Below are 18,961 nucleotides of genomic sequence, written 5' to 3'. Positions count from 1 at the left end.
ACTATTTAAACTAAACCCCCAACGGCCTTCATTTCAGCCCAGGTCCAATAACGGCGGGGCGTAATGCCTGCGTAGCCTTTGCGAAAAAACGTCACCACCTCCTTTTCCAACACCTCGGCTGGAATGGAAGATTGTTCGATAGGTCGCTGGTCGGGGTCGGCGTAACGCTGGGCTTTGCTGAGTTTTTTACCCCCCAGACGCAGTAAGGGGCCCGTATCGGTGATAGCATCGAAAACCCAAGTGCTGGGGGGCTTTTCCAGGCTACTCAGGCGGGAGGCTAAGTCGTTTAGCGGGAGGCGCGGCAGCGTGGGACGCGATTCTAAGTCAATCCAAGTGGTATATTTATACTCTAGCTCGTAGCGCTGACCATTGTAGCAGCTCAGCACGATGTCTAAGCCACTTGTGGGGCCAAACAAGGCGTAATACGGCAGCGGTTCGGGCGTGTGCACGACCACCAAACCCAGCTCCGGATAACGAACAAGGCGCGTAGCAGGGCTTTGCATCACCTCAATGGCCCTGCGTACCCGCGCGTATTCAGGTTCCCAGGCGGCGCGCCCCAGCTCCGGGTTTTTTAAAATTTCGCCGAAGGCAGGCAGAAACCAGGCGAATTTCTCGGCCGAAGCTTCGGCTTCGCTGCGTCGCAGAGCTGGCGCGCCGAAGGGCGGATAAAACAAGTCCTTTTCCTTGGCATTGAGCCAGCACACCAGCTTCAACGCATCATCGGCCAGCGGATCAGCCCAGTCCAGTTCGCGGAAGTCGCCGAGTGTGGCTACCAGACGCAGCAGTGGCTCATGACGCAAGGCCAACGCGGGATTGAGCAAACTCCACACGCCTACGAAACCATCCACATCAAAATGGTTGGCACTCACGGCCTGAGCTTCCATCCCTGGCGTGTGGAGGGCGCGCAAAGCTCTGAGTACCGAGCCAGAGCTGGTATCGTCGCGGAGGGCGACGGGCGTAGCGGCTCCGCGCCAGTGGGCTAATACCAGCGCCGCCTGCAGGCCCGTACTATCGACTAAAATGGTGGGCTGTTGCTTAGCCTCCGCGAAGGGAACGAAATAATGCGCCAAAAGCAGAACCTGTTGAGTGGAGAAAGGGAAATAAAAGAGCAAGAACAAACTCTCTCATCAAACGATGCGGGGATGTTAGCGACGCCTGCGACGGTTGGAGATATGCTCTATACGACTACGACGCACCCAGTGCAAGTATTTTTGAAGTTCCTCCGCTTCCCGCAAGGCCTCAACTGAAAAATATTTTTTAGCCAACTCCCGGTTGGTGAGCAGCAGGTGTACGGTACTATGGCAAGGTTGACAGAGAGCCACTGTAGGCCCATGCCGACCGCCTTCTTCACGTGGAATGAGATGGTGGCGCGATACAAAACGCACATGCCGCTCACATAACTCACACTGAGACTCAGGACTTGCCACAGAATTTGCAGAAACATTTTTGAAGCGTCGGCGGGACATAAAATGTAATTATGTAAGAAGTTGGCCCGATGATAGCAGAGAGATTCAGTAGAAGCGTATTGTAATAAACAAGTTTCATCCTAAATGCTTATACTCGAATAAATTCTAAAAATTGTTGCAGCATCTCAACAGTAAAACGAGTTCTCAGATTTGACCTGATACTCATTTTTCGATTTTTTTGGCTATAATTAACCGATTGCCTAACAAATTAAGTTCAAGAATTAATAAAAATAGTCCTAAAAATAAACTTCGTCTTTTTTACCACTTTTACCACTTTCCCTATGCAAACTCTTACTCTTCGCTTACCTCGGCGCTTTGCACTTTTACTGCGGGTCGCTGGTTTTTTCCTGGCTTTGATCGTGCTAACGCCGACGAAGGCCCACGCGCAAACCTGGTTGGTTTCGACCGATGCGTACATCAAATTAGGTGTAATGGATAAATTTGGTCAGTTGGGTACTTACTCCGCTACGTTTATTGTAGTAGATCAAACATCGGGCAGAGAGTATTTGCTGACCAAGGAAGTGGAGAAGGGTAAGAATGGTATAGATGTGCTGTTCCCATCGGAGCCTTCGGAGCCCGATTACTTTAAAACGGAGAAAGGTGAGGCCGCCCGTGCCGTACCAGGTAAGTATGCTTGGGAGTGTCGGGTAGCTGGAAAGCGGGTTGTTGGGGGGCGTTTTGAGCTTCCTGCGGTAGCCAACGATGTGACGGTAGTGGATAACCGCAAATAATTCGCTTTTTTTGTTTTCTCCTTTCCTCACTTAGTACTAGCCCGGCGTTGCAGCGCCGGGCTTTTTTTTGTGCGTCTGTGGTAGCAACGCGTCCCTTTTTGGCGGCAATTGCGTAGTAATAGGTCGGGCTGGGGGGCTTTTTGTTCGCCTGGCGGTTACCTATTTTAATAGTTTCAGCGTCGTTTATACCTCAGATCATGCCTAAAAAGTCTTTCGCCGAACTCATCAGCAGCCCCGGAATGCCGGTGCTGGTCGATTTTTATGCCGACTGGTGCGGCCCCTGCAAAACGATGGCGCCCATTCTGGAGCAAGTAGCCAACCAGCACCAGGGAAAGGTAAAAGTGATTAAAGTGGACGTAGATAAAAACCCGGCGGCAGCACAGCAGTTCCGTGTGCAAGGCATTCCCACGCTTATTCTCTTCCACAAAGGCCAGCCCGTGTGGCGGCAGTCGGGGGTGGTGCCGGCCCAGCAGCTCAGCCAGGCTATCGGGTCTGTGATTCAGTAGCACAGCAAATTTGCCCCCCAGCCGCCTTTTTTTCTTCCCGGCTGTTATCCCGCTGTAAAGTGGGCTAGCTTGTTTTGTGGCTATCACTTTCAGACAGAGGAGTTCCGTTTGTAAGCCTGCGCAGAGCCAGCTACTTGTCTTTTGCAATTGTTATCTTGTTTTTGTCTCTAAATGCCTTCCAGCCCGCATAGTACATTTATGATCCTGTTCGTTGTCAAGCTATGCGTGTAGTAGTACCCTTTATCCAGTCAATTCTTTTCTTACTGATTCTGTGCACGTTGCCTCAATTAGCGCTGGCCCAGGCCACCGTTACGCTGAGCGGCTACGTGCGCGACGCCACCGATCAGGGCGTATTGCCGGGTGCCTCCGTGGCCGTACCAGCGCTGAATACTGGCGTAACGGCTGATGAGAAGGGATTCTACTCCCTGCCCCTACCCGTGGGACGCCACGAAGTGGTTATCTCCTTTATTGGGTATGAAACGGTGGCGCGGGAGATAAACGTGAATCGTACGCAGCGCATTTCTTTCGTTTTGCCTCAGATAGCCAATGAGTTGGGAGAGGTAATAGTAGAAGGCTCAGGTACCTTGGAGCAAAAGCTGCAAACCACCCAAATGAGCGTGGAGCGCCTCACTACCCGCGAGGCCAAGCTGCTGCCGGCTTTGTTTGGGGAAGTCGATTTGCTGAAAACATTACAGCTCAAACCGGGAGTGCAGAACGGCGGCGAGGGCACCAGCGGCCTGTTCGTGCGCGGCGGCTCTTCCGACCAAAATTTGTATTTGCTCGATGAGGCTGTAGTGTACAACCCCTCACACTTGTTTGGACTGTTTTCGGTGTTCAATCCAGATGCCGTGCAAAGCGTGGATCTATACAAAGGCGGCTTTCCGGCGCAGTTTGGGGGGCGATTATCTTCGGTGGTGGATGTGAAGCTGCGCGAGGGCAACACCAAAAAGCTGGGGGTGAGCGGAGGTCTTGGCCTCATATCCTCACGCCTCACGGTGGAAGGCCCCATTGTGAAGGATAAAGGCTCGTTTATTCTGTCGGGGCGGCGCACCTACTTCGATGTATTTACGCGCCAGATCAATAAAATGAACATTGACGATCCGGAGTACAATCCCATTCCTAACTACTATTTCGCCGATTACAACGCCAAAGCCAATTATAAGCTCGGCGATAAAGACCAGATTTTTCTGACGGGTTACTATGGCCGCGACGTGTTCGGCTTTAACAGTGCCAGCAGCTTCAACTTCGATTTTACCTGGGGCAATACGGTGGGTGCCCTGCGCTGGAATCACGTCTTTTCGCCGAAGCTGTTTGTGAATACCACGGCGTCATTTACGCGCTATGAGTACGATGTCACCAACAAAATCGACCAGTTCAGCTTCAATCTCGCCTCCGATATTCGCGATATCGCCCTACGGACGGACTTTGAGTACCAGCCCAATGAGCGCCACACGCTCAAGTTTGGCGCCACCGCCACCGACCACATCTTTGGCGTGGGGCGCCTGCAAGCCGGCAGCGAAGACGGCCGCCTCGACATTGGCTCCGACGTAAGTTACCGTGGTCAGGAAGCTGCTCTCTACGCCAGCGACAACTTCAAGCCCACCGACAAGCTGCAACTGGAATACGGCCTGCGTCTAACCGGTTTCCAAAGCGGCTCTGATGGTTATGCGGGCTTAGAGCCGCGGGCGGCGGCGCGCTACTCGCTCACGCCCAACACGTCGTTGAAAGCCAGCTACGCCCTTATGTATCAGTACGTGCATCTGGTCACCAATTCGGGAGCTTCGCTGCCCACCGATATCTGGTATCCGTCGCGGAAGTCGGTGAAGCCGCAACGCTCCCAGCAGGTGGCTACTGGGGTGAGCTTTTTGCTCGGTGGGGGACAATTTCTGCTAACCAACGAGGTATACTACAAGTGGGCTCAAAATCAGATTGACTTCAAGGATGGCGCCCAGCTATTCGTGAACTCCGACCTGGATGAAGAGTTTCTGTTTGGCAAAGGCTGGAGCTACGGTAACGAATTGTATCTGGAGAAGAAAACGGGCCGCACTACGGGCTGGGTAGGCTATACGCTGGCCTGGAGCCAGCGCAAATTTGCCCCCCAGCGCGGTACAACAGGCATCAACAACGGCGACGACTTCTACCCTACCTACGACCGCCGCCACAACCTCACGGTGGTGGTGCTGCATCGGCTCAACGAGCGTTTGAACCTGACTGGCTCTTTCGTGTATAGCTCCGGGGCACCCACTACCCTGCCACAGGGTCGCTTTGTATTTCAGGAAGTATATGGTGCCGAAGCCGTGGCCGTGCCCATTTACCCCGACCGCAACTCCTACCGTTTGGCCCCATACCATCGCCTCGATCTAGGTTTGGTTTGGAATATGAAGCCCAACCGCTGGTTCGATGAGTCGGACCTGACGTTTAGCGTGTACAATTCCTACAATCGGCGCAATCCTTACTTCGTGTATTTCGACCAGGTAGAGGACCCCGATACGGAGCAGGTAACCGGCTACCGCGCCCGGCAGGTGTCGCTGTTTCCGATTATTCCTTCCGTAACCTACAATTTCAAATTCTGACCGCTGACTGTGTTTCGATCTATGGGACTGTATTTGAAAAACATACTGGCGTTCAGCACCCAGCGCTTATTGCCGCTGGTGCTGCTAGTGGGGCTTGCGAGCTGCGATAACTTGCAGCAGGACATCGACGTGGTTATTCCTAACGGGCCTGCTCAGTTAGTAATTGAGTGTTACCTGGAGCCCAACCAGCGCGCGCAGCTCACTGTGAGCGAAACGGCGCCTTACCTGTCGTCGCCCATACCAGTGGTGCCGGAAGATGTGACGGTGGTAATTGCGGGCCCAAATCGGCAGCGCGAAACCCTCCTTTATGACCCCGGTTTCAACTTTGTGACCGGTAAAGTGTACACGCATCGCGGCAGAAACCGGCTTCTAATTCAGCCCGGCGATGTATTTACGCTGGAAGCAAAGGATAAGAAAGGCCGAGTAGTGACGGGTACTGCTAAAATGCCCACCCCCGTGCCACTCGATACGGTGGAGTTTAACTTCAACGACCGGCCGGCTCAGCTGCGGGAGGCGATTGTACTGGCTCGTTTCCGCGACCCCCTGGGAACCCTTGACTTCTACCGCTTCCAGATTCACCGCGACAGTATTTCCCAAGAACCGGAGGTAGACTACACTCTTGAAGATCGCCTCAACGAAGGCAAGGAAGTGACGTTAGGTACCAGTTACATCTTCGACCCCGGCGACTCTCTGATTGTCTCGCTTTATCACTTCGACGAGCCATACTACCGCTTTCTGCAATCGACTCAGAATGCGCGCAATGCCAACGGCAACCCCTTCGGCCAGCCCGCCGCCGTGCAGTCCACGGTGCAGGGCGGTATAGGCGTATTCACGATTCTGAGTTACGAAAGGCGCTCCTTGGTAATTCCGTAAAGCAGGCATAATTCAAACCTTATGATACGAAAAAGCCCCCCAGATATTATCTAGGGGGCTTTTTTCGAAATGTTAAATCGAAATCTACTGACGCTCTATCACCGCCCGAATCAGGGCTGTAAGGCGAGGTTCGGCAGCGGCGGCGGCGCGCAGAATATCGGCAATGTCAACCTTCTTGAGCTTGCTGGGCGAGCACAAATCGGTGATGACGGAAATAGCCAGTACAGGCAGTTCCATTTGACGCGCGGCAATGACCTCCGGTACCGTGCTCATGCCCACGGCATCGGCCCCGATGGTGCGCAGGTAGCGGTACTCGGCGGGCGTTTCGAGCATTGGGCCGGGCAAGCTAGCGTACACTCCACGGCGTACATAATTAGTGAATCCTAGGTCGTGGGCCGTGCGCTGGGCCTGGGCCAACAGCGACGGATCGTAGGGCTCCAGCATATCGGGGAAGCGCGGCCCCAGCTCGTCCAAATTCGGCCCGATGAGCGGATTGGTGGGCAGCAGATTCAGGTGGTCTTCAATGAGCATAAGGTCGCTCATCGCAAAGTCGGGATTTAGCCCCCCGGCGGCATTGCTTACGAAGAGCTTCTGAATGCCCAGCAGCTTCATCACGCGCACCGGAAACACCACCTGCTGCATGGTGTAGCCCTCGTAGTAATGAAAGCGGCCCTGCATCACTAACACCCGCCGCCCAGCAAAAATACCCCCCAGCAGCTTCCCCGAATGGCTTTCAACGGTCGAAGCCGAGAAGTGGGGCAAGTCGTCATAAGAGAACTCATGCTGAATTTCCAGCTCATTTACCAGGGCTCCTAGGCCGGTGCCGAGGATAATTCCGAATTCAGGTTGGAAGTCGCCGAGTTGGCGGCGGATGTGGTCAGCGGCTTCGCGCAATTGCTGCATAGGGGGCTTTTTGAACGAGAATTAAAATAAAACGAATGCAAAGAAGATGGCTTAATCCGGTGAACGTCATGCCGAGCGGGAGCGAAGCATCTCGCGTGCTGATATCAGGTTAGTACTCCCACTAAACACGCGAGATGCTTCGCGCTGCTCGGCATGACGTTCTCTTAAAAAAACGTTGAGTTACCTTACTCAATGTTCATTTCAAATGGCATGCGCGCCTGCACGCCTTCTAGCTTGATAAGCTTCTGATACTGCTCATACATGGGGTAAAGCGGGCCTAACTCCTGCTTTACCAGTTGCTGCCGCGCTTCCAAGCCAAAGCTCTCGAAGATGTTTTCGACAAACGTTTTCTGGCGGGGCAAGCTTTGCAGGCGGTAGTCGCCCTCGTCTAAGTTGGCGCGACGAGCGGCAATGCGCAGGGCATCTTCAAAGGAGCCAAGCACGTCCACGAGGCCGCGCTCCTTAGCTTCTGAGCCCGACCACACCCGACCGGAGGCGTAGCCGCGCAGCTTTTCTACAGGCATGTTACGGCCCTTGGCGGCTTTAGTCGTGAAGTCGGCATAGATGCGGTTGACTTCCGCTTGCAGCTGCTGCTGTTCAAAAGCCGTGAGCGGACGCGTAATAGTCGGCAAATCGGAGAACTTACCGGTAGTTACGCGGTCGGTGGTGATACCGAGCTTGTCGCGCAGCAAGGGCTGAATATTGGGCAACACGCCAAACACGCCGATGCTACCCGTGATGGTGTTCGGATGAGCCACGATGGTGTCGCAGGCCATGGCAATAAAATAGCCCCCCGAAGCAGCCACATCAGACATAGAGCACACAATCGGCTTCACTTTTTTGGTCAGCACCACTTCGCGATAAATAATATCGGAGGCCAGCGACGAGCCGCCGGGGGAGTTGACGCGCAACACTACGGCTTTCACTTTGTCGTCGAGGCGGGCTTGGCGAATGGCTTCGGCAAAACGAGTGCTGCCGATATCATTGTTGCCACCCTTGCCAGTCACGATGTCGCCATCGGCATAGATGACGGCAATACGCTTGGAGCCGCTACCGCTGGTTTCGTCTTCGCCACGTTGGTAAGTACCAAGGCTAACGAGGCCAAGCTTTTCGTCCTCGTCCACGCCCACTTTCTTTTTCATGAAGCTCAGGGCCTGATCGTAGTAGCCGAGGTTGGTAACCAAGCCGAGACGCTTAGCATCGTCGGCGTTGTGCACCAGCATGGAGTCGGAGATGACGCGCAGACGGGCGGGGGCAATTTTGCGCGACTTCGCCACGTGGCTGAGCATAAAGTCGTTCATCGAATTCAGAAACGACGAGGTTTGCAGCCGCGCCGAATCCGACATGCTGTCCCGGAAATAAGGCTCTACGGCACTCTTGAATGAACCTACCCGGAAGATATACGGCTCGATACCCAGCTTTTCGAAGAGATTTTTGTAGTAGTAAGTCTCCGAGCTTAAGCCATTGAACTCCAGTGTGCCCTGCGGATTCAGGTAAATCCGGTTGGCGACAGAGGCCAGGTAGTAGCTCTTCTCAGAAGCCAGATCATTGTAGGCCACCACAAATTTGCCCGACTTCTTAAAGTCGATCAGCTCATTACGAATCTCTTCCAAGGTGGCCATACCAGCTTGCACCAGTTCCACATTCAGGAAAATACCCTTGATGTTGTCGTCTTCTTTGGCGCGCCGTATGGCTCCTTTTATCTGATCCAGGCCACTGCTGGCACTGCTTCCGCCGCCCATCAGGCTGCCCAATGACTCCGGGTTCTCACGTTCCGAAATAGGCTGATCGAGCTTCAGCTCCAGCACCGAATTCTGGGCAATTTCTACCTCATCTTCGGAGCTGGCGGCCGTCACCAGAACGCCCACAAGCAGCAAAAAGCCGACGAAGGCAAATGCCATCAGACCGACCAGCGTGGCTAGTACGAATTTAAAAAACTGTCTCATTGGAAAGGGGATTATCTGAGTGCTTAACAAATGTAGAAGGGTTTAGTCAACGAAGCCTCACCCCCTAGCCCCCTCTCCTAGGGAAGAGGAGGAACTAGCTCTAAAACTAGATTTCTAGAATCAACTAAAAATTAGAAAAACTAAAAGCTAGCTCCTCCTCTCCCCTAGGAGAGGGGGCTAGGGGGTGAGGCTTCGTTGCACCATCAATACTCATATTTTGCCCCCCACCACTGTCGTAGCCGCTCGCGTAGCTTCTGCTCGCTGGCGTTGTGGCCGGGGTCGTAGAAGCGTGTGCCGCTGAGGGCTTCGGGCAAGAACTCCTGGGGGGCAAAATTGCCTTCGTAGTTGTGCGAATACTGGTATTGCTGGCCGTAGCCGAGCTGTTTCATGAGGCGCGTGGGTGCGTTGCGCAACGGAATAGGCACCGACTGCACGCCCTGCTCACGCACCAGAGCCCGCGCCTCCCGGATACCTTTGTAGCTGGCATTGCTCTTCACACTAGTAGCCAGATACACAACAGTTTGCCCCAGAATAATGTCACTTTCGGGCAGGCCGATTACCGTGACAGCCTGGAAGCAGCTTTGCGCCAGCATCAGGGCATTGGGATTGGCGTTGCCGATGTCTTCGGAAGCCAGAATGAGCAGCCGGCGGGCAATAAATTTTACATCTTCACCACCTTCCAACATCACGGCCAGCCAATACAAAGCGGCATTGGGGTCGGAGCCGCGGATGCTTTTAATAAAGGCCGAAATAACATCGTAGTGCATCTCGCCGCCTTTGTCGTAGCGGGCGAGGTGTTGCTGCGCCAGTTCCTGCACCAAAGCATCCGTGATGACGGTTTCGCCCGTTTTCACGTCTGCTGGGCTGGCTTCTACTACTATTTCGAGCAGATTGAGCAGCTTACGGGCGTCGCCTCCGGATATGGTGAGCAGGGCGTTGTACTCGGCTACGCGCACCTTTTTGCGCTGTAGAATCTCGTCTTCGGTCAGGGCTTTGTCAACCAAACCCGTCAGTACTTCCTTGCTCAGCGGTTCCAGCACGTACACCTGCGCCCGACTCAGCAAGGCCGGAATCACTTCAAACGAGGGATTCTCGGTAGTGGCGCCAATAAGCGTAACCACGCCGCGCTCCACCGCGCCCAGCAATGCATCCTGCTGCGACTTGCTGAAGCGGTGAATCTCGTCAATAAAAAGCACCGTACCGGGCCGCGACTTGGCTTTCTCAATCACATCGCGCACGTCTTTTACGCCAGCATTGATGGCGCTCAGGGCTACGAAAGGCTGTTTCAGCTCGTCGGCCAGCAAATGGGCCAGGGTTGTTTTGCCTACACCGGGCGGACCCCACAAAATGATAGACGGCAAACGCCCCCCAGCCAGATAGCGCCGCAGCACGCCCTCCGGTCCCACTAAGTGCTGCTGGCCAGCATACTCAGCGAGTGTGCGTGGGCGCCGACGCTCCGCGAGCGGAGCATTTGAGTTGGGCTTTGCGGTTTGGACAGGCGTAGGTTCAGAATCGAAGAGGGAGCCGGTAGTCATGGAAGGATAACGTAAAACGAAGTCCAAATGTAACGTTGGGGCCGGCCGAATGAAGAATGCTTCAAGTAAGCTACTGCTTCGGCTGGCAGATGGTGCAGTACTAAGGACAGATAACTTTAGCTGAACAAAAGGCACAATAGAAGCTTCCTGCTACACGTACCTTTGCCGGCGATGAAAAATTCCCTGCGCGTGCACGCGGCCTTGTTTCTGGTAGCCCTGATTTATGCTGCCAACTATAGTCTTTCCAAGGATGTTATGCCCGAGTATATGGGCCCATTTGGCATCGTGACACTGCGTATTGTGGGCGCGGCGTTATTTTTTGCCGTGCTCAGCCGCCTAATTGCCCCCCAAGACCGTATTCAGGGCCGCGCCGACAACGTGCGCTCCATCACCTGCGGAGTCACGGGAATTGGGGTCAACCAGCTGTTGTTTTTTTCGGGGCTGAACTACACATCGCCCATTAATGCATCGTTGCTGCAAACCATTGCGCCTATCGTGGTGGTGTTGGCTTCGGCAGTGCTGCTGGGCGAAAAAATCACGAAAGCCCGCGTGGGGGGTATTTTGCTGGGAGCCATAGGTGCTGCTACACTTATTCTCAGTCGCAACCCTACCGACGCCATTTACCCAAATGCTACGCTGGGCAATATTCTTATTCTGCTGAATGCCACAGCGTTTGGTGTGTATCTGGTGCTCGTGACGCCGCTCATGCGCAAGTACAACGCCTTCACCGTGCTGGCTCGTATTTTTCTGGTGGGCGCGGTGGTGGCAGTGCCCTTCGGCTGGCGCGACGCATTTACTACCGACTATGCACACTTCCCGCTATACATCTGGGCCGAAGTGATTTATATGGTCCTGTTCCTGACTATTATTGCGTATCTGCTTAATAACTGGGCGCTCAAATATGCCTCCCCTGCCCTGCTCGGCGTGTATATTTATTTGCAGCCGGTACTGGCCGTACTTATTGCCGTGAGCTTAGGCAAAGACCACTTTACCTGGGGCCGGGCCCTGCAAGCCACCTTGATTTTTGGCGGTGTTTTCTTGGTAAGCCGCAAGCCAAGGCCGCAGGTTCCGCTGGAGCCGGTGCAGGATTAACCCTTAACTAAAAAAGCCCCCCAGCAATTTGCTGGGGGGCTTTTTTAGTAAGAAAGACGAATTATAAGTGAATTACCTCACCGTAAGCAGCGGCAGCAGCTTCCATAATGGCTTCCGACATGGTTGGGTGCGGGTGCACCGACTTAATGATTTCGTGGCCAGTGGTTTCGAGCTTGCGGGCTACGACTACCTCGGCAATCATCTCGGTCACGTTCGAACCAATCATGTGGGCGCCGAGCCACTCGCCGTACTTGGCGTCGAAAATAACTTTTACAAAGCCGTCTTTTACGCCACCGGCGCTGGCTTTGCCTGAGGCCGAGAAAGGGAATTTACCTACCAGAATGTCGAGGCCTTTGTCGCGGGCTTCCTTTTCGGTCATGCCGACGCTGGCAATTTCGGGCTGGGCGTAGGTGCAGCCGGGGATGTTCTGGTAGTTGAGCGGCTCAGGGTGGTGGCCAGTGATGGCTTCCACGCAGATAATGCCTTCAGCAGATGCTACGTGCGCCAGCGCTGGGCCAGGCACGATGTCGCCGATGGCGTAGATGCCGTCCACGTTGGTTTTGTAGAATTCGTCCACGATGATGCGGCCCTTCTCTACTTTGATGCCCAGCTCTTCGAGGCCCAGGTTTTCGAGGTTGGTTTGCACGCCCACAGCGGCGAGCACCACGTCGCATTCAATTTGCTGGTCGCCTTTGGCAGTTTTCACTGTCACTTTGCAGCCTTCGCCTTTGGTGTCCACGTTGGTTACTTCGGCGCTGGTGAGAATGGTCATGCCCATTTTCTTAAAGGACTTCTCCATCTGCCGCGACACTTCTTCGTCCTCTACAGGCACGATGCGGGGCATGAATTCCACGATGGTTACCTCCGAGCCCATGGCGCGGTAGAAATACGCAAACTCAACGCCAATAGCGCCCGAACCTACTACCACGAGGCGCTTGGGCATTTGCTCCAGCGTCATGGCCTTGCGGTAGCCGATGATTTTCTTGTTGTCGATGGGCAGATTGGGCAGCTCGCGCGAGCGGGCGCCAGTGGCCAGAATGATGTGCTTGGCCTCTACGGTTTCTTTCGAGCCGTCGGCTTTCGTCACCTCAACTTTGCCGGGAGCCAGCAGTTTGCCGGTGCCCGATACAGTTTCAATTTTATTCTTCTTGAACAGGAAGTTGATGCCCTTGCTCATGCCATCGGCCACGCCGCGGCTGCGCTGCACTACTGCACCGAAATCGTAGCTGGGGTTTTCGACCTTCAGACCATAGTCCTCGGCGTGTTTGAAATACTCAAATACCTGGGCGCTCTTAAGCAGCGCTTTGGTTGGGATACAGCCCCAGTTAAGGCAAATACCCCCCAACGACTCGCGCTCTACTACGCCTACTTTCAGCCCCAGCTGGGAAGCCCGAATAGCGGCTACGTAGCCACCCGGCCCACTACCCACCACGACCAGATCATATTGCAATGCCATATTCTTGTGCTTGAGAAGAGATAGAAAAATTTCGTCCGGAAGGCCAGCCGCCCGAGCCGGGCAAAGATAACCAGCGTTTGTTACTCTCAACAATAAGGTTTTGGGTAGCTGGTTTTAAGTAAAAAGCGCGTGAATTTGCCCCCCAGCCGTGGCCTCACCGTACAATATATAACCACGTGACAACTGGTCCGGTTTGGGCTTCGTCCTTACTTTCTAGTAATATGAAAACAGCCTTACTCTGCTTATTTGGGGCCGCCTTGCTGCTGCTCACTACGCAGTGCGCCTCCACGCCCGAACAGGAAGCGCCGACCAAGTACAAGTCGACTCCATCAGCGCGCCGGGCCATAGAGCGTGAGCCCGCCGCCCCCCGCAACCTCGATTCGCTCAGCACCGCCCCACCTGATTCGACCCTTTAAATAGGCTCACTCAGTTATCACACAAGGCGGTCATGCAGAGCGGGAGCGAAGCATCTCGCGTGCTGATGATAGAGTAGTAATCCTGCTACCGCTGGCGAGATGCTTCGCTCCCGCTCTGCATGACGGCCTGTTGGAATTTGAGCGGAATGATTACTTACTACCTAATAAAAGCTTCACATAGAAGCTCGGTTGACGCAGCCGCTCTCGCAGATTCAGATCTAGGAACATATTGCTGATTGTTTCGGCCAGCGTGGGGTTATTAGCGGCGCGATTGGCTACCACATTGAACAACCACGGAAATGCTAGCAGGCGCTGCATAGCCCGGCTCAGTCGCAACTCCTGCCACAGACGATTGTACACGGCCCCATCATACCCTTTGAGAAAGTCAGCCGAGAAATCATGCGCGGCTAATGCCCGCACGGCCCAATCGGCAGCGTGGCGGCCACTGACCATGGCGTGGCTAATACCTTCGCCGGAGAAAGGGTCGATGAGGGAGCCAGCATCGCCGAGCAGCATATAGGCCTCACCGGAGAGGGAGCGGCGCTTCGAGCCCAGCGGCAGCCCGAAACCGCGCACCGGCCCCAGGCGCTCCGCGTCTTTGAATCGCTCGCGCAAAGCGGGGTGCGTTTCCAGAATTTCGGTGAGGCGCTGGCGCAGGTTTATCTTCCTCTGCGACACGGTTTTACTCAGCATGCCTACGCCCACGTTGGCCTGACCATTAGGCAATGGGAAAACCCACAAATAGCCGGGCAAGAACTCTTTAATAAAGTGCAGCTCGATAAAGTTGTCTTTGCTCAAGCCCGTCACGCCCTGATAATATGCCCGCAGGCCAGCGCAATGATGATCAGGCTCCAATTGATGTCCGCCAATCTGCCGCGCAAACGCTGACTGAGCTCCATTAGCCACGAGCAGCAGTTTGGCTTTGATTTCTATTGCGCCATCCGAAGTGCGCAAGTGCCAGCGGCCGTCGGCAGTGCGCTCGTGCTGGGTGATGTCCACGCCTTCCAGCAACTCAATTTCAGGACGTTGACGGACTTCTTCTACTAGGAAATTATCGAAGTCGATGCGCTTGGCGATGTGGCCGGCGGCTGGGTCGGTGGCTTTGTTAAAGTTGGGCCGAAAGGGAATGCCGAGCCGGCGGCCATTAGGCGCGAAGAAGTCGATGCCCCAGGCGGGCAGCTGAGTGGCGTCGGCGGCAAGTCTGGGGGGCAAATTTTCGTTGATGCGGCGCAACTCGCTTACTACTTTGCCGCTGAGCGCATCACCACAGATTTTGTCGCGGGGAAAAGTGGCGCGGTCGAGCAGCAGGCAGCGCTGGCCGGCGTTGGCAAGGTGCAGGGCTGCTGTCGCACCGCCCGGCCCGGCCCCAAGAATGCAGATATCAATTTCACGCATAAGTCAGGGCGAAGGTACAATGCCTTTTGAATGCCGGCTGCCCCGCCGCCAGGATTGGTTAGCGGAAATTGCCCAGCCTTGCTACCTTCGCCCACATGACAAAACTGCTCGACGGAAAAACCGCCCTCATCACTGGCGCCTCCAAAGGAATCGGCCGCGCTATTGCTACCCATTTCGCCCAACTTGGCGCCAACATCGCCTTCACTTACCTCTCCAGCGTGGAGAAAGGCCAACAGCTCGAACAAGAACTGGCTGCCCACGGCACCAAAATCAAAGGTTTCCGCTCCGACGCCTCCGTGTATGCTGATGCTGAGAAGCTGGTCGATGATGTGATGACTGAATTTGGCCGCCTGGATATTCTGGTCAATAATGCTGGCATCACACAGGATGGCCTGCTCATGCGCATGAGCGAACAGAACTGGGACCAAGTGCTGGCCGTCAACCTCAAATCAGTGTTCAACCTGACCAAAGCCGCCATCAAGCCTATGATGCGCGCAAAAGCCGGCAGCATCGTAAATATGACGTCAGTAGTTGGCATTAAAGGCAACGCCGGTCAGGCTAACTATGCGGCCTCCAAATCGGGAATTATCGGCTTCACCAAGTCGGTGGCGCTGGAATTGGGCTCGCGCAATATTCGCTGCAACGCTATTGCCCCCGGCTTCATCGAAACTGAAATGACCGACGCCCTCGACCCCAAACAAGTAGACGAGTGGCGCAAAGCTATACCGCTCAAGCGCGGCGGCACTCCCGAAGACGTGGCCAAAGCCACGGCTTTCTTGGCTTCCGATGACAGCAGCTACATCACCGGGCAAGTACTTCAGGTAGACGGCGGTATGCTGACGTAGAGCTGTAGCACCAAGCACAAAATTGAAAGTGTGAAACAAGAGGAGTGCGAGCTTAAAGCTCGCACTCCTCTTGTTTCAGTACTATCTATCAGAATTTTATCAACTGGTTACTTCAAATCGATTCGCAGATTGTACACTACAAAGTGTGGTATCTTGAACCGCTTGTACCATTGCTCCACTGGCACTTGACTCTGCGCTACCGTACACCATTGCAGGTAATCGCCACCGTTATAAGGCAGCGTGTACACAAGTAAGGGCACTTTTACGCTTAGTGGCAAACGCGCTTCTGAAACCGGATTGTTTGTGGAGCCACCCACCGCGCCCTGCGCTCGGCGAAACGGGCGAATATCAGTTCGCATGCTGTATAAATCTCCTTTCTGCGGAACGACATCGAAGGCCTTAACGGTCATCCCGTTGACGAATAAGAACCGGTTTTCCACTTTCGTTTCGCTTACCTGACGGCTAAAAACTTCTACTGAGAAAGTACCAGTAGAATCGAACTGCGTGAGCCGAGAAGCTTTATTACCTACCAGTTCTTTTTCTGGAGTTGGGGTACCGTTGCGGTACTCCTGAAAGGTGAGGTGAAATTGCTTGCCCACCAAGCGCGGGTCATGGATGGTGAGGCGTTGCTGCTCAATTTGCAGCACCCGCAACATAAGATGCCGCAGCTCTAGGTTCTCAGCTCCAGTCGTAAGGCGGAGCGTGGTGCTGTCGGGTGCATTACCAATAGTCGGTATGGGCAAGACTATCCTTAAGGGTACTCTTAATGTGGGCACTGGGGGGCAAAACAGTACGCTAACAAGCACTGGAAGAAGCAGATTTTTCATGGCAGGAGCTTTTTTGACAAAGCACGCTTCTATCCCAATGCCTTACTGTTAAGTCCCGTTAAGTAATGTTAATTAGTGTTAAAAGTCTGATAAGCTGGCAGTGCGCCGCCTATCTTTAGGCAGATGAAGCACAGCATTCACTTGGTATTGGGGTTGATGACAGCTTGTACAGTGGGCCTGCTGGGTTTCCAATTCTACTGGAATTATCAAGCGTATCGAAGTGCTACACGCAGCTTCCGCCAAGATACCAATGCAGCCTTAGAAACGGCCGTGCAGCAGGAGGTCGCGCAGCGGCGGCGCCAATTAGTGCGCCAGTACCAAGGTTGGCTAGCTGACACCAATCAGGTAGTAATCGGCTGTTACCTAAACCCGGTGTATCACACAACGACCTTCACCCTGGCCGACAAGCACCCATTTCTTGGCGAGAAGCGTAAACCTTTTAAAGTCAGCTTTGATGACTTTAGGCAGCAGCTCACTACCATTACGCCCCAAGCCAGGGAGTTTTTCATCCGCCGTTTCTCTACTGGCACCGTTGCTCAGAACTTGCATCAAGGATTCATTTATTACCATACCAAGCGCCTCGGCGACCAGCTTATTCTCGCTGCTGAGCAGAGCCAAGTAAATCACCAACGCCTGCGAACTTTGTACACTGCGAGTTTGCGCGAGCGTGATATTAACGCCGATTTTCAGCTTACTGAAAGTAAAAAGCTCCCCACAGAATTACCCCGCGCAGCTTACGGCACCCGTTCTTTCCAAACGGGAATCATGAAAAAAGACGAGCTGGTGAGGGCTTGGTTCCCAGACCCTAATCTAGTGTTTCTGGAACGTATGAAATGGGTGCTAGGTAGCTCGTTTCTTTTGCTGCTCATCGTGTTGGGCTGCTTCGGCTTCACGGCGCGTACGCTGTTACGCCAACGCCGGCTGGCCGAGCTAAAAAACGACTTTGTAAACAACATGACCCACGAGCTAAAAACGCCTGTGGCTACCATTAGTCTGGCTACCGAAGCCCTACAAAGCTTCGATTTAAGCCCCGAGGCCACCAACGACTACCTCCATATTATCCGTCAACAATCTGGACGCCTTACTGGCTTGATTGACCAGATTCTGCGCCATGTGGTGCTAGAGCAGGCTACACCTGCGCTGGCTAATCACCTACTCGATTTACCCGAGCTTGTTACTCAGGTTTTGCACCAAAATGCCCCCCAGCTCACTCAGGCTCACCTTACTTATCACCAGCCCTCAGCGCCCATCTATATTCTTGGCGACGAAACCCACCTAGCCAACGTGTTAACTACGCTTCTCGACAATGCCCTTAAATACTGTTCTGGCCAACCCCACATTTCTGTTTTCTGCTCTGCGCAAGCAGGCACGGCCGAGCTAAAAGTCACGGATAATGGCCAGGGTATTCCGCTGGCTTATCAGGATAAAGTGTTTGATAAGTTTTTCCGAGTGCCAACTGGCAACATCCACACTGTTAAAGGGTACGGGCTGGGACTAAATTACGCCAGAACCATTGTGGAGCAGCTTGGGGGGCAAATTTCGCTGCAAAGCGTCGAGGAACGCGGCACTAGCTTCACCATCACTCTGCCATTGGCCCAACATGAACCTGCCGCATCTTCTTTTGCTTGAAGACGAGTTGCCCCTAGCCCGCATCCTAAGTGAGAGCCTGGGTCGCAGTGGTTTTCAGGTTACGCACGTCACGGATGGGCGCCAAGGCCTGGCCGCTTTCCACCAAACAACATTCGCCCTCTGCATCGTGGATGTGATGCTGCCGGTGCTCGATGGCTTTTCCTTCGTGCGCGAAATTCGCCGCACCGACCAGCAAACGCCCGCACTCTTCCTCACGGCCAAATCGCTGCCTGCCGATGTAGTGCGCGGTTTTACCGTGGGTGGTAATGATTACCTCAAAAAGCCTTTCAGCTTAGAGGAATTGCTTTTGCGCATCCGCGAGTTGCTACGCCGCTCGACCCCAGTAGTGGAAGCAGAAATATCCCCCAGCCTCGCTTTAGGCGGCTATACTTTTTTCCCCCTCAAGCAAGAGCTTGTATTCCCGGGTCAGCCTATCACCAAATTATCGCACCGAGAAGCCGAGCTACTCCGCCTGCTTGTGCAACACCAGGGCCGCGTGCTGGACCGGCAGCGCTGCCTGCAACAACTTTGGGGCGACGACAATTTCTTCACCGCTCGCTCCATGGATGTGTTTATTTCTAAGCTACGCAAACACCTGCGCCACGATCTAGGTATCGAGATTTTGAATATCCGGGGAATAGGGTACAAACTAATTACGTGACGTCAAGCTCTCGCTTAGCGACTCGTTGTGGCCGTCGCAATAGAAGGTCATGCTGACAACCGGGCGCATCTCTACCGTGTTGTCAGCATTGCTCTAAAACGAATTGA

Annotated in this window: 17 protein-coding genes; 9 read left to right on the top strand and 8 right to left on the bottom strand. The window is 54.1% G+C overall.

Features of this window, described 5'->3' with window-relative positions:
• Positions 1 to 5: 5 nt before the first annotated feature.
• Positions 6 to 1,070 (bottom strand): DUF6687 family protein, encoded by a 1,065-nt coding sequence (locus H8B13_RS10955; RefSeq protein WP_187310824.1) that lies wholly within the window; start codon positions 1,068 to 1,070, stop codon positions 6 to 8.
• A gap of 75 nt (positions 1,071 to 1,145) precedes the next feature.
• Positions 1,146 to 1,466: an HNH endonuclease gene (locus tag H8B13_RS21680; RefSeq protein ID WP_410054432.1), complete on the bottom strand. Its 321-nt coding sequence runs from the start codon at positions 1,464 to 1,466 to the stop codon at positions 1,146 to 1,148.
• A gap of 281 nt (positions 1,467 to 1,747) precedes the next feature.
• Between H8B13_RS21680 and H8B13_RS10950 the strand changes: the two genes are divergently transcribed.
• From H8B13_RS10950 to H8B13_RS10935, 4 genes are all read left to right on the top strand, one after another.
• Entirely contained in the window at positions 1,748 to 2,197 is a 450-nt protein-coding gene (locus tag H8B13_RS10950; protein ID WP_187310823.1) for a hypothetical protein, read from the top strand.
• A 197-nt stretch (positions 2,198 to 2,394) separates the two neighbouring features.
• The gene (trxA, locus tag H8B13_RS10945; RefSeq protein WP_187310822.1) at positions 2,395 to 2,703 is read left to right on the top strand and encodes a thioredoxin; all 309 of its coding nucleotides are present in this window, start codon (positions 2,395 to 2,397) and stop codon (positions 2,701 to 2,703) included.
• 221 nt (positions 2,704 to 2,924) lie between these two features.
• Complete coding sequence (locus H8B13_RS10940; RefSeq protein ID WP_187310821.1) at positions 2,925 to 5,276, top strand: TonB-dependent receptor; 2,352 nt, start codon at positions 2,925 to 2,927, stop codon at positions 5,274 to 5,276.
• Positions 5,277 to 5,309: 33 nt separating this feature from the next.
• On the top strand, positions 5,310 to 6,149 hold the full coding sequence (locus H8B13_RS10935; protein ID WP_187310820.1) for a DUF4249 domain-containing protein: 840 nt from the start codon (positions 5,310 to 5,312) through the stop codon (positions 6,147 to 6,149).
• An 84-nt stretch (positions 6,150 to 6,233) separates the two neighbouring features.
• Here the strand turns inward: H8B13_RS10935 and H8B13_RS10930 are convergent, their stop codons facing one another.
• The 3 genes from H8B13_RS10930 to H8B13_RS10920 all read right to left on the bottom strand — a co-directional run bounded on the left by H8B13_RS10930 (position 6,234) and on the right by H8B13_RS10920 (position 10,533).
• Positions 6,234 to 7,052: a purine-nucleoside phosphorylase gene (locus tag H8B13_RS10930; RefSeq protein ID WP_187310819.1), complete on the bottom strand. Its 819-nt coding sequence runs from the start codon at positions 7,050 to 7,052 to the stop codon at positions 6,234 to 6,236.
• A gap of 185 nt (positions 7,053 to 7,237) precedes the next feature.
• Entirely contained in the window at positions 7,238 to 8,998 is a 1,761-nt protein-coding gene (gene sppA, locus H8B13_RS10925; protein WP_187310818.1) for a signal peptide peptidase SppA, read from the bottom strand.
• A gap of 203 nt (positions 8,999 to 9,201) precedes the next feature.
• Positions 9,202 to 10,533 carry a replication-associated recombination protein A gene (locus H8B13_RS10920; RefSeq protein ID WP_187310817.1) on the bottom strand — a complete coding sequence of 444 codons (1,332 nt, stop codon included), beginning with the start codon at positions 10,531 to 10,533 and terminating at the stop codon, positions 9,202 to 9,204.
• A 171-nt stretch (positions 10,534 to 10,704) separates the two neighbouring features.
• Between H8B13_RS10920 and H8B13_RS10915 the strand changes: the two genes are divergently transcribed.
• Positions 10,705 to 11,625 carry a DMT family transporter gene (locus H8B13_RS10915; RefSeq protein ID WP_187310816.1) on the top strand — a complete coding sequence of 307 codons (921 nt, stop codon included), beginning with the start codon at positions 10,705 to 10,707 and terminating at the stop codon, positions 11,623 to 11,625.
• A gap of 61 nt (positions 11,626 to 11,686) precedes the next feature.
• On the opposite strand, the gene lpdA is transcribed toward H8B13_RS10915, so the two are convergent.
• A complete protein-coding gene (gene lpdA / locus H8B13_RS10910) occupies positions 11,687 to 13,081 on the bottom strand; it encodes a dihydrolipoyl dehydrogenase (RefSeq protein WP_187310815.1) in 1,395 nt (464 codons plus the stop codon).
• Positions 13,082 to 13,302: 221 nt separating this feature from the next.
• Here lpdA and H8B13_RS10905 point away from each other — a divergent pair, with 221 nt between their 5' ends.
• Positions 13,303 to 13,497 carry a hypothetical protein gene (locus H8B13_RS10905; RefSeq protein WP_187310814.1) on the top strand — a complete coding sequence of 65 codons (195 nt, stop codon included), beginning with the start codon at positions 13,303 to 13,305 and terminating at the stop codon, positions 13,495 to 13,497.
• A 150-nt stretch (positions 13,498 to 13,647) separates the two neighbouring features.
• Here the strand turns inward: H8B13_RS10905 and H8B13_RS10900 are convergent, their stop codons facing one another.
• The gene (locus H8B13_RS10900) at positions 13,648 to 14,892 is read right to left on the bottom strand and encodes an NAD(P)/FAD-dependent oxidoreductase (protein WP_187310813.1); all 1,245 of its coding nucleotides are present in this window, start codon (positions 14,890 to 14,892) and stop codon (positions 13,648 to 13,650) included.
• A gap of 95 nt (positions 14,893 to 14,987) precedes the next feature.
• Between H8B13_RS10900 and fabG the strand changes: the two genes are divergently transcribed.
• Entirely contained in the window at positions 14,988 to 15,737 is a 750-nt protein-coding gene (fabG, locus tag H8B13_RS10895; RefSeq protein ID WP_187310812.1) for a 3-oxoacyl-[acyl-carrier-protein] reductase, read from the top strand.
• 107 nt (positions 15,738 to 15,844) lie between these two features.
• Here fabG and H8B13_RS10890 read toward each other — a convergent pair whose 3' ends face one another.
• Complete coding sequence (locus H8B13_RS10890; protein ID WP_187310811.1) at positions 15,845 to 16,480, bottom strand: hypothetical protein; 636 nt, start codon at positions 16,478 to 16,480, stop codon at positions 15,845 to 15,847.
• A gap of 207 nt (positions 16,481 to 16,687) precedes the next feature.
• Between H8B13_RS10890 and H8B13_RS10885 the strand changes: the two genes are divergently transcribed.
• Positions 16,688 to 18,193: a sensor histidine kinase gene (locus H8B13_RS10885; protein ID WP_187310810.1), complete on the top strand. Its 1,506-nt coding sequence runs from the start codon at positions 16,688 to 16,690 to the stop codon at positions 18,191 to 18,193.
• Entirely contained in the window at positions 18,165 to 18,854 is a 690-nt protein-coding gene (locus H8B13_RS10880; RefSeq protein ID WP_261990314.1) for a response regulator transcription factor, read from the top strand. Before H8B13_RS10885 ends, H8B13_RS10880 begins: the two co-directional genes overlap by 29 nt.
• Positions 18,855 to 18,961: the final 107 nt, after the last annotated feature.

The sequence above is a fragment of the Hymenobacter sp. BT188 genome (genome assembly GCF_014333585.1).
In the GTDB taxonomy this organism is placed as follows: domain Bacteria; phylum Bacteroidota; class Bacteroidia; order Cytophagales; family Hymenobacteraceae; genus Hymenobacter.
Note: the sequence above shows the minus strand (reverse complement) of the source record. Positions and strands in the feature narration are given on the sequence as shown.